This is a genomic window from Methanobrevibacter sp. (genome assembly GCF_045116495.1).
Taxonomy (GTDB): domain Archaea; phylum Methanobacteriota; class Methanobacteria; order Methanobacteriales; family Methanobacteriaceae; genus Methanocatella.
On sequence record NZ_JBGULU010000162.1, the window covers coordinates 1 to 15,818 of the forward strand.

The 15,818-nt window shown below is 32.8% G+C and carries 21 protein-coding genes; 17 read left to right on the forward strand and 4 right to left on the reverse strand.

What is annotated here, in order from left to right; genetic code table 11:
- The 13 genes from ACJMLH_RS08430 to ACJMLH_RS08490 all read left to right on the forward strand — a co-directional run.
- The coding region (locus ACJMLH_RS08430; RefSeq protein ID WP_405276655.1) for a hypothetical protein at positions 1-265 on the forward strand (265 nt) is incomplete at its 5' end.
- A gap of 53 nt (positions 266-318) precedes the next feature.
- Positions 319-510 (forward strand): hypothetical protein, encoded by a 192-nt coding sequence (locus ACJMLH_RS08435; RefSeq protein WP_405276657.1) that lies wholly within the window; start codon positions 319-321, stop codon positions 508-510.
- On the forward strand, positions 507-680 hold the full coding sequence (locus tag ACJMLH_RS08440; protein WP_405276659.1) for a hypothetical protein: 174 nt from the start codon (positions 507-509) through the stop codon (positions 678-680). The genes ACJMLH_RS08435 and ACJMLH_RS08440 overlap by 4 nt, the downstream gene beginning before the upstream one ends.
- Positions 677-928 (forward strand): hypothetical protein, encoded by a 252-nt coding sequence (locus tag ACJMLH_RS08445; RefSeq protein ID WP_405276661.1) that lies wholly within the window; start codon positions 677-679, stop codon positions 926-928. Before ACJMLH_RS08440 ends, ACJMLH_RS08445 begins: the two co-directional genes overlap by 4 nt.
- Positions 929-960: 32 nt before the next feature.
- Positions 961-1,230 carry a hypothetical protein gene (locus ACJMLH_RS08450; RefSeq protein ID WP_405276666.1) on the forward strand — a complete coding sequence of 90 codons (270 nt, stop codon included), beginning with the start codon at positions 961-963 and terminating at the stop codon, positions 1,228-1,230.
- On the forward strand, positions 1,217-1,819 hold the full coding sequence (locus ACJMLH_RS08455; RefSeq protein ID WP_405276668.1) for a hypothetical protein: 603 nt from the start codon (positions 1,217-1,219) through the stop codon (positions 1,817-1,819). The genes ACJMLH_RS08450 and ACJMLH_RS08455 overlap by 14 nt, the downstream gene beginning before the upstream one ends.
- 14 nt (positions 1,820-1,833) lie before the next feature.
- On the forward strand, positions 1,834-2,487 hold the full coding sequence (locus tag ACJMLH_RS08460; RefSeq protein ID WP_405276670.1) for a hypothetical protein: 654 nt from the start codon (positions 1,834-1,836) through the stop codon (positions 2,485-2,487).
- 3 nt (positions 2,488-2,490) lie between these two features.
- Positions 2,491-3,126, forward strand: coding sequence for a collagen-like protein (locus tag ACJMLH_RS08465; protein ID WP_405276672.1), 636 nt, complete (start codon positions 2,491-2,493; stop codon positions 3,124-3,126).
- Between the two features lie 5 nt (positions 3,127-3,131).
- Entirely contained in the window at positions 3,132-3,974 is an 843-nt protein-coding gene (locus tag ACJMLH_RS08470) for a hypothetical protein (RefSeq protein WP_405276674.1), read from the forward strand.
- Positions 3,975-3,985: 11 nt separating this feature from the next.
- A complete protein-coding gene (locus ACJMLH_RS08475) occupies positions 3,986-5,053 on the forward strand; it encodes a hypothetical protein (protein WP_405276676.1) in 1,068 nt (355 codons plus the stop codon).
- On the forward strand, positions 5,046-6,101 hold the full coding sequence (locus ACJMLH_RS08480; RefSeq protein ID WP_405276678.1) for a hypothetical protein: 1,056 nt from the start codon (positions 5,046-5,048) through the stop codon (positions 6,099-6,101). Before ACJMLH_RS08475 ends, ACJMLH_RS08480 begins: the two co-directional genes overlap by 8 nt.
- A 33-nt stretch (positions 6,102-6,134) precedes the next feature.
- Positions 6,135-6,398: a hypothetical protein gene (locus ACJMLH_RS08485; protein WP_405276680.1), complete on the forward strand. Its 264-nt coding sequence runs from the start codon at positions 6,135-6,137 to the stop codon at positions 6,396-6,398.
- A 15-nt stretch (positions 6,399-6,413) separates the two neighbouring features.
- A complete protein-coding gene (locus tag ACJMLH_RS08490) occupies positions 6,414-6,680 on the forward strand; it encodes a transcriptional regulator (protein WP_405276682.1) in 267 nt (88 codons plus the stop codon).
- A 35-nt stretch (positions 6,681-6,715) separates the two neighbouring features.
- Here the strand turns inward: ACJMLH_RS08490 and ACJMLH_RS08495 are convergent, their stop codons facing one another.
- The 3 genes from ACJMLH_RS08495 to ACJMLH_RS08505 form a co-directional block, all read right to left on the reverse strand.
- A complete protein-coding gene (locus ACJMLH_RS08495; RefSeq protein ID WP_405276684.1) occupies positions 6,716-7,927 on the reverse strand; it encodes an HNH endonuclease in 1,212 nt (403 codons plus the stop codon).
- Between the two features lies 1 nt (position 7,928).
- A complete protein-coding gene (locus ACJMLH_RS08500; protein ID WP_405276686.1) occupies positions 7,929-8,984 on the reverse strand; it encodes a DNA cytosine methyltransferase in 1,056 nt (351 codons plus the stop codon).
- 61 nt (positions 8,985-9,045) lie between these two features.
- Positions 9,046-11,574, reverse strand: coding sequence for a topoisomerase DNA-binding C4 zinc finger domain-containing protein (locus ACJMLH_RS08505; RefSeq protein WP_405276688.1), 2,529 nt, complete (start codon positions 11,572-11,574; stop codon positions 9,046-9,048).
- Between the two features lie 102 nt (positions 11,575-11,676).
- On the opposite strand from ACJMLH_RS08505, the gene ACJMLH_RS08510 reads away from it, so the two are divergent.
- Positions 11,677-12,105 (forward strand): very short patch repair endonuclease, encoded by a 429-nt coding sequence (locus tag ACJMLH_RS08510; RefSeq protein ID WP_405276690.1) that lies wholly within the window; start codon positions 11,677-11,679, stop codon positions 12,103-12,105.
- Between the two features lie 21 nt (positions 12,106-12,126).
- Here ACJMLH_RS08510 and ACJMLH_RS08515 read toward each other — a convergent pair whose 3' ends face one another.
- Positions 12,127-13,065 (reverse strand): restriction endonuclease, encoded by a 939-nt coding sequence (locus ACJMLH_RS08515; protein ID WP_405276738.1) that lies wholly within the window; start codon positions 13,063-13,065, stop codon positions 12,127-12,129.
- A 335-nt stretch (positions 13,066-13,400) separates the two neighbouring features.
- Here ACJMLH_RS08515 and ACJMLH_RS08520 point away from each other — a divergent pair, with 335 nt between their 5' ends.
- The 3 genes from ACJMLH_RS08520 to ACJMLH_RS08530 are packed head-to-tail and all read left to right on the forward strand — an operon-like array spanning position 13,401 to position 15,795.
- Positions 13,401-13,904 (forward strand): hypothetical protein, encoded by a 504-nt coding sequence (locus tag ACJMLH_RS08520; RefSeq protein ID WP_405276692.1) that lies wholly within the window; start codon positions 13,401-13,403, stop codon positions 13,902-13,904.
- Positions 13,905-13,916: 12 nt separating this feature from the next.
- The gene (locus ACJMLH_RS08525) at positions 13,917-14,855 is read left to right on the forward strand and encodes a hypothetical protein (protein WP_405276694.1); all 939 of its coding nucleotides are present in this window, start codon (positions 13,917-13,919) and stop codon (positions 14,853-14,855) included.
- Positions 14,856-14,868: 13 nt separating this feature from the next.
- A complete protein-coding gene (locus tag ACJMLH_RS08530) occupies positions 14,869-15,795 on the forward strand; it encodes a hypothetical protein (RefSeq protein ID WP_405276696.1) in 927 nt (308 codons plus the stop codon).
- The last annotated feature ends 23 nt before the right edge of the window (positions 15,796-15,818 follow it).

Consider the following 15,818-nt stretch of genomic DNA (forward strand, 5'->3'; position numbering starts at 1 on the left):
AATGTATCCTGAATCTCAGAACTGTATTGATCTTGGGGATTGCAATTTCGAACAGGATGAAATAACTCACGTTGTTAATATGATCGTTCCTTCAGAATCCAACATCATGGCGCAGGCCAATTATGTTAAAGATGCTGACGGTGTTACTTATTGTGAACTTCCCGATGTAGCTATTGTTAATGATGTACGGTTTGTTTGGGAAGATAACAAGTTATACATGGAATGGGAAGGTTGTGATGATGGTAAAAACATATACATTATATAAACAAAATAATAAAATATATAATAAAACATATAATATTATAGCGAGGTATTGATATGACAATAAGGAAACTGGTAGGAACCCTAGAAAATAAAGGCCCATACATTGACGCTTCAACAGGCCACTGGTTTTACTGGAACGGCACAAGATATGTTGATAGCGGTTATCCTTATGCCATTAAACCCGTTATTCAATTTAAAATCGAAAATGGTATATTATATTACTCAATAAGTTGGGAGGCACAATGAAATACATAAAATACTTTGAAACATTTGAGGAATACGAATCCTGGATGAGCGTAGAAGAAAATGCTGAAGAGGTTTATCAAAGTGAAGAAAAAATTGTTGTTGATGGCGTAATCTTCAGCCATACTTACAGAGATTTTGAAGATGCATTGGCGGTAGGTGATACTGAATGATTTACGAATGGTTAGAGAGAAACAGAAAAGACATAGACATATTTACTTCATTTTTGGTAACTGTCATTCCGATTGTCATGTTATACTCAGAAGCATTAGGCATTAGTGAAAACACAATTCCTTATTGCATTCTCATGATCATCTTAGGTATAGCCAGTCATTACGCAAGCAGGATAAGAGGCGAGGGTGATGTTGAACACGCTAAAAAACAAGCTAATAAAGTATTGGGCTATCCTAAAGAACAATAGAGTCTTTTGGAAAGTATTTCTAAGTTGATAATATGAACGAACTAAAAAAGAAGATATTCATTTGTAACTTTACCAAAACCATATCAAGTGCTGTTTTAACTGCCATAGCTATTAACATTATCATGGCCAACGCCACAAAGTGGAGTTTAATCGAGGGATTAATCCCATTTACTGCAGCAGTTATCATAGTAGCTATTGTTGACATTTATCAATATAGATGTGAGAAAGAAGACCAGATAACCATTGATGAGTTGGAAGAAAGACTCCAAAAACTGGAGGGACTGAAGGATGGAGAAAGGTAAAATCTTAATCGCAGTTCCAACATTTGAAACCATTAAACCAGAATGCTTTAAAGGAATCTATGGAATAAAACCTCCAAAAGAATATAATCTTTTCTTTGATTATGTCAAAGGATATGATTGTGCTAAAGCTAGAAATGAAATAGCTAAAGAAGCTATTGAATACAACATGGATTATGTTTTAATGATTGATTCAGATATTGCTGTTCCAAGATTAACAGTAATAAAACTATTGGAATGCGATACTGATGTTGCATTAGGATGGTATTACAGGAAGAGAACAAAAACGGATGAAACAATCATCTTTGACTTTGGAAAAGACTTTAACAAAAACAACTCAATAAAAGGCCGAGACATGATCAATAACATGAATGAATCATTCTACTGTAAAGGTGGCGGGCTTGGTATTGCTTTGATCAAAACCGAAGTCTTTGAAAAAATAAGTTTTCCATACTTCAAATTCGTAACTTATCCTAATGATACTGTCTTATCAGAAGATTTATATTTCTGCAATCAAGTTAGAAACGCCGGGATGCAAATCAAATGCAATCCATTTATAAAAGGCGACCACATATTCGATACGTTAATGTGAAAAGGTGTATGTTAATGTCAGACGAAATTATTTTACTCGAAGAAAGAAAAGAAGTTACTACATTCCTCCTCGATGATGGAGATATAACCGAAACAGAATTAGTAACTGCAATAGGTAGAAGTCCTGGATATGATTACTCAGCTAAAATACATCTGGGCGATACAGTAACAATTTCTGAAAAATCAAGAATTGGAAAAGAATGCATGAAACTCTACACTGGAGCAGAAGGCGAAATCCCAATGGGAATAATCGTTAATGACCCAGTAGTAATGAGCAGCGGTATGAGAAAAGCTAGCGTGTTAATGTTAGGCCAACTATACAGGTTAAAACTTGACAAAGAATCTCAAGATAACATTGCCGTTAATGATAGATTAACATTAACATCTCACAATGCAGTTCTCTCAGCTCAAGGCGAATACTATGCATTACATCCAGTAACCGCAGGAAAATATTATTTCATCAATACCTTCAAAGCCGGAGGAGGTGGCAGTGGTGAAAAAGGTGACACTGGAGATACTGGCCCTAAAGGAGATACAGGAGATACAGGCCCAATGACAATTATCAAAGGAAGCTATGATACTCTTGAAGAATTAATTGCTGCACATCCAACAGGCCAACCAGGTGATGCATACATTGTAGGCGGAGACCTATACATATGGGAGGAATAAAAAATGACATGGGAATATGCAGGAAGAATAAAAGGAGATACAGGTGCAACTGGCCCAGTCGGAGCAACAGGTAGTGCAGGTGCAACCGGAGCAACTGGAGCTACAGGTGCTAAAGGCGATCCATTCTCAATTTACAAAACATACGCATCAATCCAAGCAATGGAAGCAGATGCAGCTAATGTTCCTGAAGGAATGTTCGTAGCTATCTCATCCACAGTTGAAGATCCAGACAATGCAAAATTATATCTCAAAGGAACAAGCACCTTCAGTTTCATAACTGATATGTCCGGAGCAACAGGACTTAAAGGAGACACTGGAGCCAAAGGTGATACTGGTGCTAAAGGAGATACAGGAGATGCGGGTGAAACTGGTATTAAAGGAGACACTGGTGACACTGGCCCGAAAGGCGACACCGGTGCTAAAGGAGATACAGGAAACACAGGAGCAACTGGTGCAACAGGTGCTAAAGGAGATACTGGTGATACTGGCCCTGTTAATGTCACGGGAGTATTAGATACAGGTGACACTACCAATGTTATTCTAAATGGCCCAGTAGCATTAGCTATTGAAGCTCTTGATGATGACATCGGAACAATAACATCAGCTCAAACAGCTAATCTAAATCTATTAGGGAGTTAATGTAAATGTCATTCTCTCAACCAGATTTAAGTCAAGTGTTAAGCAAGGAACAATTGCTTAATACTAATCTCACTTCTTTAAGAACAGAATTAAGGAATAAATTAACATTATTAGGTATTAGCTATTCTGATTCAGATACTATCTTACAATTAATTGAAAAGGCGGCTCCGAATCATTATTTGGACATTAATACAGATGAACTATATTATTATGATATTGGGAATCCTATTAGGATTAAGAATGTATCTACCATCGGTTGGGACAATAACCACGATGATGAGGGTTATTATCTTAATGTAGCTCAATCAAATTCCAGTTCCGAATGTGTTGGAATGGGGACATATTCAACATATCAAAAAGATGATGTTTATGGAACAGATAATTTCAAAATGAGAATGAAACTAGCATATAAAGAAGGATACAATAATTCTTATGCTGGTGTAGGTTTTGTAATAGGAACTCCAAGTGCAGAAACAGCATTTAACGGTGTTTTCTTTGGAGTGGCTCAAAACAGTAATGGTGAATTATATCCTGCAAGAATAACATTCAATAAATCAACTTCCCCTACAATAACTTATATTACTAGTGGCGGAACAATTCCTTCAACAAATAAATTCCTAGTAATTGCTGAAAATGATTATGATGCTAGTTATGGTAGTATAGATGTAGTGTGGAGAAGGCTAGATGGTTCTTTCATATGGAATGATTATGTTCAATATTCTGAATTTAATTCTTCAGGAATGAGTGGAAAAATATCCATGGCAGCGATAGTTGGAACTCCATCACCTGTGGCTGGTTCAAAACTTCCCAAATTAGTAAACATGTTTAATAGTTATATAGACAAATGAGGTGAATATCAATGAGCATAGCTAGTAATGTCATTGAAGAAAATACAAGATTAGGAACTGTTAGAACAAATTTAAGGAATAAACTAACTCATTATGATGTGTACTGGTATAATTCAGATAATATATTTACTTTGGCTAGGAGATTATTTTTCATCCAATATCCGGATATGCCTGGAAGTGGAAGCTATCCATCTTCAAGTGATATGATAAGTGTTGGAGAAACATTAGAATTTTCAGTATTTGGTTTTGAAGCAAATGGTGGAGTATTGGATTTATTTATCAACAATGATCATTATGTCTTTTGCAATGAATCCGAAACTCAAGTTACAGGAACTTATGTTGTAACAGAAGATGATGCAGATGCAGGACAAATAACCTTTGCAATGTATGTCAACGGACAGAAATTCGAGGAAGCAACATTACATGTACAACTGTTCGGCTTTAACGATGAATATGCAGACGATACCAGTAAATACAGAATTGTTAAATATCCATTGGATGAGGAAGTTTCATTATCAACTGATGAATATGATACTGGTTATAATGATTCCGGTATGTTAATATCAAAAGGAACTGAGGCCAGTAGTGTAGTAATGTTAATACCAAATGTATTCTCTAGTCCAATTGATGCATCGGAAAGTGGAATTCATTTTAAATTGAAATTTGTCCAAAAGAAAAACAGTAATCAAGGTTGGGGAGATGCAATAGCTTTAGTAAATTCAGATTCACTAAGCCATTATAGGGATACTAAAATCTTAGAGTTGGGTGCATATCCTGCAAAGAAAGGTGTCAAGTATTCTAATTCAGACCACACCGTAAGAGAAATAAGCGTTACTACTGGACAATTAACTTTAGACTCTAAATGGTATACATTAGAACTCTATTATGATTTAGGTTATCTTGAAGCATATATTAAAGACGGCAGCACAAATGTATTCAGCTATACCGGTAATATTTCAAGTTCAATAACATTAGATGAATTCTATCCGGTCATTATGATTTATGATCAAGGCGGAAGCATGATATTTAATAATGTACTTATTGAACCATGGACTCACGAGGTGTCAAATAATGGCTGATACAGAATGGATAGAAATCGGAAGAGTAATCGGTGATACCGGACCTAAAGGAGATACTGGAGTTGGAACAATAATAAAAGGAAGCTATGATTCACTAGCCGAATTAATAGCAGACCATCCAACCGGTAATGTTAATGACGCATACTTAGTGGACGGTAACTTCTATTTCTGGAACGGTAGTCAATGGGAAAATGCAGGAAGCTTAAGAGGAGATACCGGAGCAACTGGCCCGGCAGGACCTAAAGGTGATACAGGTGATAAGGGAGATACTGGTGCGAAAGGTGATAAAGGCGACACGGGTGAGACTGGAGCAAGTGGACAAAAAGGAGAACAAGGACTTAAGGGAGATACTGGAGACACAGGACCTGCTGGAGATACTGGACCGGCCGGGGCGACTGGGGACACTGGAGCTACTGGTACTGCTACTACTATTAAAGGCTCGTATAATACTTACCAGGAATTAATCAATGCACATCCAACCGGTAATGATGGCGATAGCTATATAGTAGACGGCTCTCTTTATGTATGGCTTAATAATGCTTGGGAAAACGTAGGAAACATAAAAGGAGATACAGGAGCTACCGGCCCTAAAGGTGATACCGGAAATAGCGGAGCAAAAGGCGACACAGGAAATTCTGGAGCCAAAGGTGATAAAGGCGATACCGGACCTCAAGGTCCGAAAGGTGATACCGGTGAGGGCAGTGATGAGGAAGCTGGATGGAAACTGCCAGTTGATCAGATATTAACTACAACAACACTACCAACGGGCGTTAGTGCAGGTTATCGTGTAGCTATTGTCACAAGTTCCGTCATGGCCATAAAAGAATATAACGGAAGTTCCTGGGATACAGAATCACTTGATCCATATTCAGTGATACCATTAAAACATTCCGGAAGTATACAGATGTATTTAGCAAAATCAACAGGGCCAGTATATATGGGCGTTGAATACGGTGTCTTTGGTAAATTCAGATTCATGACACAAGCAGCTTATGATGCACTAAGTAGTTATGATAATGATACAATTTATTTTGTAAGAAGTTCATAAATAATAAATAAGTTATTAAAAGGAACTGAAATCATGAATGATGATAATCAAAACATAGTAGATGATATTATAAATTTCTTTGAAAGATTTGGAGCTTCTAATGAATTGAGTAAAAGAAATTTTGATACTGGAGATTTCTATTCAGAGGATTATTGTAATTTTATATTATATCTTGGAAAAAAATATGGATTATATGATGAATCTAAAGAAGCAAAAGATGTAAATTATATTCTAAATTTGGAAGATGATTTATCAGAGTTTTTTAGAAAAAAACTAATTGCAGTATTTAATTTATAAAATAACGTGATTATAATGGAACTATCAGACGAAATGTTAACAGAGATTAGTTATGTACAAATCTCGAAATATAGAGAAAAAGTAATGAAGTCTTTAGAGGGAGAGGTAAAGATACCTTCTCAAATAGCTAAAGATTCAGATATTAGGGTAAATCATATTTCAAAAGTATTATCTGAATTAAAAGCACATGAACTTATTGAATGCATTAATCCAGAAGTTAGAAAAGGTAGATTGTACAGACATACTGATAAAGGTGAGCAAGTAGTTAAAAATTTAGATTAATCAATTTAATTCTATATTAATAATCTATATAGGTGTTAAAACTTACTGCTTTTAAATTCAATTGTTTTAGTTACTTTTACATTACGGGTAAAATAAAATTCTTTTAGATCTTCTAAAGTTATATCGAATCTTGATAAATTAACATCGTTATCTATAATATACTTTAATAAATCTTCTTTGTGTTCATTAGTAGCATAATGGATAGCTTTATGGCAATTAGGACATAATGCAATTACATTGTCTTCACAATCTAATTCCTCATCAAAACTATCATTTAAAGCAACAGGAATAACATGATGGCCTTCAACATAGTTTGGCCTATTATAACTTTCAAAAGTAATATGTGTTTTATCAAAGAAACATGAATATTCACTATCTTCTAAAACGGTTTGGATTACATTTGGGTTCCGTGGTTTGCAACGAATATTATTTTTTAAATCACTGTAATCCTTACTAGATTCAAAAAACATATCTTCATAATGCATTTTGTCTACAATTCCTTCAATGAATTCATCAATAGGGCTTGCTAATCTAACAGTTGAATTACTTTTACGTCCTGTTTCTTCAACAATATTCATTTCTCTCAATGAAGCTACAACCCAAATATACCATTTTTCATAGAAATTCTTAGAATTTAATTTTAAATCTTTTAAGCTGGAATGTTCTAAATAATACAAATAATGGGTATCAGATAATTTGTTTAACAATGGATTAATGTCTGATAAATTAATTATGAATGGAATATCTGTATAAAACATTTTCTTTGGAACTTCACCGTTATGGGGTGAATTTTTAGATAATAATTTAAACATTATCCTGAATGGAAAAAGAGCTAAATCAATGTCATCAGTCGCATGGTTTGGATAAGATGCTTTTAATAGTTGCAATACATAAGATTCCAATGCAGAATCATAATCCTCATCTAACATTGCATTTAAAAAATTTTTACCATCGATGGATAAACTTAATAGATCATCCATATTTCTCATAAAACCAATAAATTCTAATGGACGATAGAAATGAGCTTTGATAGAATCATTAGGTTGATGACCAAATCTTCTTTCAAGATAAGGGGCAATTTCTACTTCAAATAATTCTTTTTCAATTAAAGGATTATCTTCAAGGAATTGTAACACTCCAACACACCTTTGTGACATAAGATTATTTTCCCAATCTTTTAAACGGGAATCAAATAATCTACCATTTCCTGGGGCTTGCCACCGGTATTGGTTTGTTCTTCTTCCCATATTATGTTTCACTCCTTTGTGGCATTGTTTCTAATAATTTTTCAGAAAATTTAGGAGGGAACCCTTCACCAATAACTTGTCTAATAAAATTGTCAGTAGCCCAATCAGGAATATCCCAATCGTCAGGAAGTCCGGATAATCTTATGATTTCCAATATGGATAACACTCTTGCATCGGAATATGTTCCATCTTCTAATTTTCTCCCAGGATGAACATTATTTTGAGATGATACGGCACCATTACACATTGTTACTGTAGGTGCAGGCTTATCCCATTCTATTCTTTTATATGTGGTACCATAACCTTTAATTCGTGTACCATCTTCTTTCTGAGGATAATACTTATCGTTATTAAATGCGGTTTCTCCTGTAGGAGTATGTTTCATCCACAAGACATGTCTGTCAGCATGTTTCTTAGCATAATGTAAATGGATGTCTGATTTTTCACCACTTTCTAATGTAGGAAGATCACCTATCGCTTCTCTTACAGTAATCTTTTTCATTTTCTTTGGGAAATTCCATTGTTCAATATTTGATATTAAAAATATTGCTCTCTTACGAGTTTGTGGAGTTCCATAGTCTGCAGCATCAGCTACAGCATAATTAACAAAATAACCTAAAGGTCTTAATTCTCGTAAAATATAATCCAGAATCTTCACGGGTTTCCCACCAATATTTATTGAAAATTTAAGGATTTGTGGAACATTTTCAATAATGATATTTGAAGGTCTTGTTTTTTTGATAAATTCAATTGTATAAATAATTAATGAGTTTCTAGGGTCGTTCTCATCCATTTTTCCTGCTACACTCATTCCTTGACAAGGTGGTGTAGCCATTAAGAAATCACAATCCTTCTCATTATATAACTCAATTAAGTGATTAAAAATCTCGGGATCAGTAATATCCCCACATACCATTTCAGATTCAGGATATAAGTGTGAATAAAATTTTGCTCTTTTTTCTATTAATTCATTGGATACGCAAATGTTCACTCCATTATCAGAGAAATATGTTTCTCCGAGACCTACATTTGCGAATAAAGAAATACCATTTATCATTGAAAACACCACTTTGTATCTTATTATAATTTGTTTTTAATCATATTTATTAATTCTTTTATCAATATTCTAATAAAATTTTTGAAAGGACAAATTCCAATTTATCTAAATTATAGAAATCATCATCGGTTATTAATATTGCATAGGCAGGTTTACTGAATGGCCTATGGTATGGAATATAATTTGCTTCAGTTTCTGGAACATTAAGAATGAAAAATAGTTCATTCACATAATCGATTCCGAATAATAAGCTATTTTCATTTTTCAAATTGATATATTTATTATCTCTTAACGGAACATGTAATGTTTTTTTCCAATATCCTGTGAAGTCATTTACTTGTTCTATTAATACATCCTTTCCATTAATGTAAACCTTTAAATCTGAATCTGCTGTTGGACTTAATAAAATTTTTCTATGTTTATCTGCACTGTTTAGTGAAGTAGTATATCCTAATTTATTTAATATCTCCACAGTACAATCTTCTATCACCCAACCAACAATTAGATCACAAGCATATTCCAATGAACTCCTTTTATCTCGCCTATGGTGTGCATATCCCAACACTGACTCAATATATTCTTTATCTTCAGGAGTAACAGAATCATCGAGAATATTCATACATAATTCAACTTCTTCATCCCATTGTTTAAGAATTAATAAATCTTTAACCGTTATATTTAAATTGGAAATTACAAACTCTTTTGCAAGTTTAACTTTGGATTTATATTTATCATCCTGAAAAGAAGATGAATTATCTTCAATTTTAGTTTTTTTCACTTTATTTTCAGATCTAATATCCTTCGTGAAATTACAATCAGGATAATTAGAACAACCCAAAAATTCACCGAATTTACCATTCTTCTTAATAAGTGATGCACCACACTTAGGGCATTTATCAATATCTTCTGAATTAGTATCTAATTCCTTATTAACCTTTTTTAACCTCTTTGCAAACCATTCATCACTATATTCAGTAGTATCAATTGGAGGATTATTATAATATAAATTAATTGCTTCTAACTCACTAGAATAATCTTCAAGCTTTTCAAAACAATAACAAAGTCTTTGATAAAATCTGTAAAAATTAAATTCTCTTTCATCAATGATTTTTTTATAATGGGTAATAGCTAATTCATAATTGCCCACTCTTTCATAAACACGTCCAGTTTCTTCTAGAGCATATCTTTCCTGACGATAATCAAAATATTCATCAGTTATAACAATAATGGTATTATCATTTAGTTTTATAAATTTATCTGCTAAAAATTTATTAGATTTACTCTCATTTAAAGCACCATGGGTTTCATAATATTCTAACCATTCCTTAAGCTCATCTTCATTAACATCTGATTTTTCTAAAATCCTTCTTATCTTTTCAGTGAACCAGACAAATTGATATCTGTTTAAATAAGTGTTGCTGTGGAATAATTTTTTAATATTTATTAAATTAGCATTATCATCCTTGGTTTTATTATAAAGGATTGTTAATTGCCTGTAAGGATACCAATCATTTGCAAAATAAGTATTATTGCATAAATACTTGTAATATCTTATTGCATCATTTGTTTGTTTGTTACGAGTTAATAATTTCCCATATTGTATTAAGATATTCTTTCTTTTCAAGTTTTCCAATTCATTTAAAGTTGGATCATATTCATAAATTGGAGGTTTATCTAAATTCAGATCATCCAGATTAAAAGGAATTTCATATACATATTTATTTTCAAAATCTGAAATATTCGGGTAATTCTTTTTCTTAGGTTTTTCTTTCTTAGGTTTTTTATTTTCAAGTTCAGCTATACGTTTTAATAACTCTTCCTTTTCTTTTTTTAAGGTTTTAATTTCATCTTCTAATTCTTTAGTTCCAGATTTAGAGCCTTTAATACTTTCAACATCTTTTAATCTTTTTTCAAACCATTCATCACTAACCTTTGTCCTTGTTGATTCTCCATTCATGTACTTATTGATAATTATTAATTCATTATCATAATCATTAAACCTTCTGTAAGCCACACATAACTTCTTAAAATAATCATAACGATTATAACCTAAATCATCAATCATATGATTTAATAATTCAATGTATTCACCATATCTCTTTTGTCTATTTAATTCTGTGCACCTTGCATCATATTCATATTGCTTTTGTTTTTTCTCATATTCTTCTTCACTTACAACAATAATTTCCCCTTCTTGTTTTCTAATTCTGTCAGCAATAGGTAAGGGAATATTAGCTTTTTCTTTATTGACAAGAGAGTGAGTTTTAAAATAATCAGTTAAAGAATCAATTTCGTCAGGAGTTATATAATGTTTTTCTGATAATGCTCTTAATTTATTTCTAAACCATAAGAACTGATGGTTATTACAATAAATCCCACTTTTAAAAAATGTTTTTATGATATCTGTCTTTTTATCAAATTCTCTAGTTTTTTTATACATTAAAACTAATCTGCGATATGGCCAAAAATCATTAACAAAATATTCATGATTTAAAAGCCCATTATAATAATGAATAGCTTTTTCAGGTTCTTCTTTTTCTAATCTCAAACCTTCATCTTTAATTTTGTATTTATCAATATAATCAGCCATATGATTCCTCTTAATCAATACTTAAACACAAATTAATATTAGTTTATAATTGTATATATTATATTTGTTTATTTAATTTTATATATCAGAGTTGATCAAAAGATGGCTGACAAATTTAGTAAAGAGACACGCAGTTATATCATGTCACGTGTTAGGAGCAAAGACACCAAGCCAGAGATTCTTGTCCGCAGCTATTTGTTCTCAAGAGGTTTACGCTTCAGGAAAAATGATAAACGATATCCTGGAAGTCCAGACATTGTACTTCCAAAATACAATACTGTTGTGTTCGTTCATGGTTGTTTCTGGCATCGCCATGAAGGATGCAAATATGCAACAATGCCAAAATCCAATGTTGATTTCTGGAAGAAAAAACTATATCGAAACAAAGAACGTGACGAACATAACCAGAAAGAATTAGAAGAAATGGGATGGAAGGTCATCACAGTCTGGGAATGCCAATTGAAAAAAGATAAACGTGAAAAGACACTTGAGGAGTTATACTCTCAAATAACCTGCAATAGTAACATATAATTTATAAATAAGATATTATGATTACTCTTCTTCAAAGAAATCAGAATCTATTTTTTTTATTGAATAATTATATTCTGTGAAAACTCCCACATCATGTTTTATCATAAGCTGTGTTAATTGTTTTCCATCTATCAGTACGATTTGAGCATCTGATTCTTCAGATATATCAATTGCTCCTTTTGTAAATGAAGATGTTGTAATTATCACTCCTTTTCCAATTCCATGTTCTAGAGTATAAGCAAATTCTTTTAAATCTTTTTTACCAATAGGATTGGTATGCTGCTTTGCTTGAATGTGTATTTGGCTTAATCCAAGTTCATCTTCAAATATTATACCATCAATACCGCCATCTTTTGTATATGGTGTTACTTCTCCAGAGTTTTCATTTAATCCATATCCCATTTTAATTAATAACTTAACAACTAACTTTTCAAAAAATTTTGGACTATTGTTAATTATCAAATCATAAATTTCTTCTGATAATTGAGTGTTTATTTCATTATATGCTTCATCTAATCTATCGGTTGGGGATAATTTTTCTTCAATATGTTCTAATTCATCAGATTGATCATTATTCTCATCTTTATAGTTTGGATTTGTATATTCTTTAAAAGATTCATATTTTAATAAGAACTTATTGTCTATATAATCCAAGTCTTTTTCCAAAATCTTTTTACCCTCGTCAGTAATTCTATATTTACCCCTACTTTCTTTTTTAAGTAACCCTGCACGAAACATATGTTCAATAGCCCAATTAGTTCTATTTTTATATTTCAACATTGTTCCTTTTCCAGTTTTTTCATTTTTATCATCTTCAGATAGTTCAAAATAGGAAGCATTTAATTCAGAAATTTCTTTTATTGGATGTATTTTATTATCACTAAAGAATTTTAATGTAGGTAAATAAAAATATTTAAATTCAGGTACACTAATGATATCACCTCTTGTTAATACAATTATATTATTTTAAAAATATTAATTTTATTAATTATGATTTACATATGAAAGTAATGAAAACAATACTTTCACTCCAGAATTGTTTTCATAGGGAAATGGGTCATAAACACGTTAAATATTTAAAATTAACTTAAAGCTTAATTAGTACAGAAACTTGATAACTTATTTATAACGGATGGCTTATTTCCCTTCTATCCTTTAGTTTTCGTTTTTTAAAAGTAATTCCAACAACATAAAATCTTTTTCTAATTTTTTAAAAGTAGCTATTATATAGAGATATTTATATAACATAAATAATAAATTAAGTAATAGTAAAATATTAGTGGAGGACTATTTTAATGGCAGATTCTATTATCTTATTAGAAGAACGTAAAGAAGTCACAACTTTCTTATTAGATGAAGGTGCGATTACTGCAACTACTGTAACAACTCCTACTGGGGAAACTCCAGGATATGAGTATGCAGGCAATAAAATTAAAGTCGATGATGTCGTAACATTATCAGCTAACTCAGATATCGGAAAACCTACAGTTAAAAAATATACTGCAGCTGAAGGCGAAATCATTTTAGGTATTGCAGTTAACGATCCAGTTACCATGACCGGAGGTAGAAGAAAAACTTCCATCCTTGTATTAGGTCATTTATTCAGATTGAAATTAGCTAGCGGTTTATCCAACATTGCCGTTAATGATCATATTGCTTTAACAAGTACTGGAGCTATTAAGTCTGATGACGGTGAATATATTGCAATGCACCCTGTAGCTAGTTCTGACGATTACAAATACATTGAAGTATTCAGACCATATGATATTGGCGCCACTGGCGAAAGTGGTCAAACATAAAGGTGATAATGAATGATTACAAAAGGAAATAATACTAAAGTTCAAAACGAGGTAATAGCTCAAACTATTACTGATGAAACTGCAAAAAGGTTAAAGTTGGCCAGATTGTTTCCTAAGCAAGAAATTAAAGAGAACTCAGATTATTATACTTACTTTAGACAAAACATTAATCTTGATGAAGCTATTAAAAAAGGATTGCTCGGTGAGGCCAAAGACATTGCCCCAGGTGCAAGCCTTCAAGAATTAAACATAAGAAAACCAGTAACAGACACTATCTCCATTGACACTGTTGGTGGAGTCTTGAATGTCAATAAAGATGTGTTTGATTCAGACATTGTTTCATTTGAGGATTTATTAGGTGATGTAGCTACCGTTATTGCCAACCGTATTGAATATAACATTTACGATACAATAATCAGCTCACCAAACGTTCCTGCATACAATACCACCCAAACGGATGATACTATGGATGCATTCGGTAAATTCGTTATCAGTGCACAGGAAGCATTCAAAGGTAACGCTGGAGCAGGTGCTGACTTAACAATAATGGCCGAATCCTATAAGACCTTAAGCTATGTTAAACAATTAGCGTACAGTTCTAACAAGTTAGTTCAACCGGTAGAAGCTATTAAAGAATACTACGGTATTGACAACATTGATCTTTTAGGAACAACCCAAGCTGACGGCGGATCATTAATAGGTGAAAAACAATATATCGGTTTTGATCTCAGGAATGCACCGTTAACAGTATTGTATTCCAAATCTTCAGGAACAACTGTTGCGCCTATTACATCCGATGAAAACATTGCAGACTTCTATCCACTCATTGAAATCATGAGAAAAGATATTTACGATGAATTACCTCAATACACAAAGTTATTTATACAAAGTAAAGTAGGAATATTATTAAATAAACCAGGTCTTGCTTTGAAAGGTACTTGCAGACCATAGGAGGCGATAGTTAATGTTAACCAAAGGAAATGATGCAAAAGTACAAAATGAAGTCATGGCACAAATCGTGGCCGATACTTCAGCCAAATGGATGAAATTCACCAGATTACTTCCAAAGCAAGAGATAGAAGAAAACTCACAATACTATACCTATATGTCTCAAAGAGTCAACATCGAGGAAGCTATTCAAAGCGGTGTACTCGGTGAGGCCAAAGACATTGCTCCTGGCGCAACCCTTCAAGAATTAAACGTTAGAAAACCAATCAGCGAAACCGTATCCATAGATACCATTGGCGGTGTCTTAAACGTTTCAGCTCAAATGTTGGATTCCAATTTAATCAGCGTTAATGATATGCTTCAGGATGTAGGTATCCTCATAGGCAGAAGTATTGAAAAGGCAGCTATTGACATGATAATGAATTCATCCAAAGTAGCTACCTACAACTTCGAATCTGGCGATGACACTGGTATGACCATTCTTAAAGCTCAAGAGAAATTCAAAGAATCAGCAGGAAGCTATGCTAACTTAAACTCAATGGCTGTTAGTTACAAATCTCTCACTACATTAAAATCTGACATATTCTCAAGCAATAGAAAGGTCGAACCAATAGAAGTAATCCAAAGCTATTACGGCGTTGACAACATTGATATCCTTGGAACTGCTGTCTGTGATGGCGGTTCTGAAATGGGTGACAAAACCTACATTGGTATGGACTACATTAACCCAGGAATGAAATTGTTATACTCCAGGACTACAGGAACAACCGTTGCACCTTTAGGCCCGGACGGTGAGATGTACGATTTCTATCCATTAATCGAATTCATGCGTAAGGACATTAGAGATGAATTACCTATGTATACAAAGCTATTCATACTTTCCTCCGTCGGTGTGTTAATGAACGCACCTAATAGAATTATCAAAGGTAATTTCAGAGCTTAAAGCAATTCAAAAAGATCTCCTAA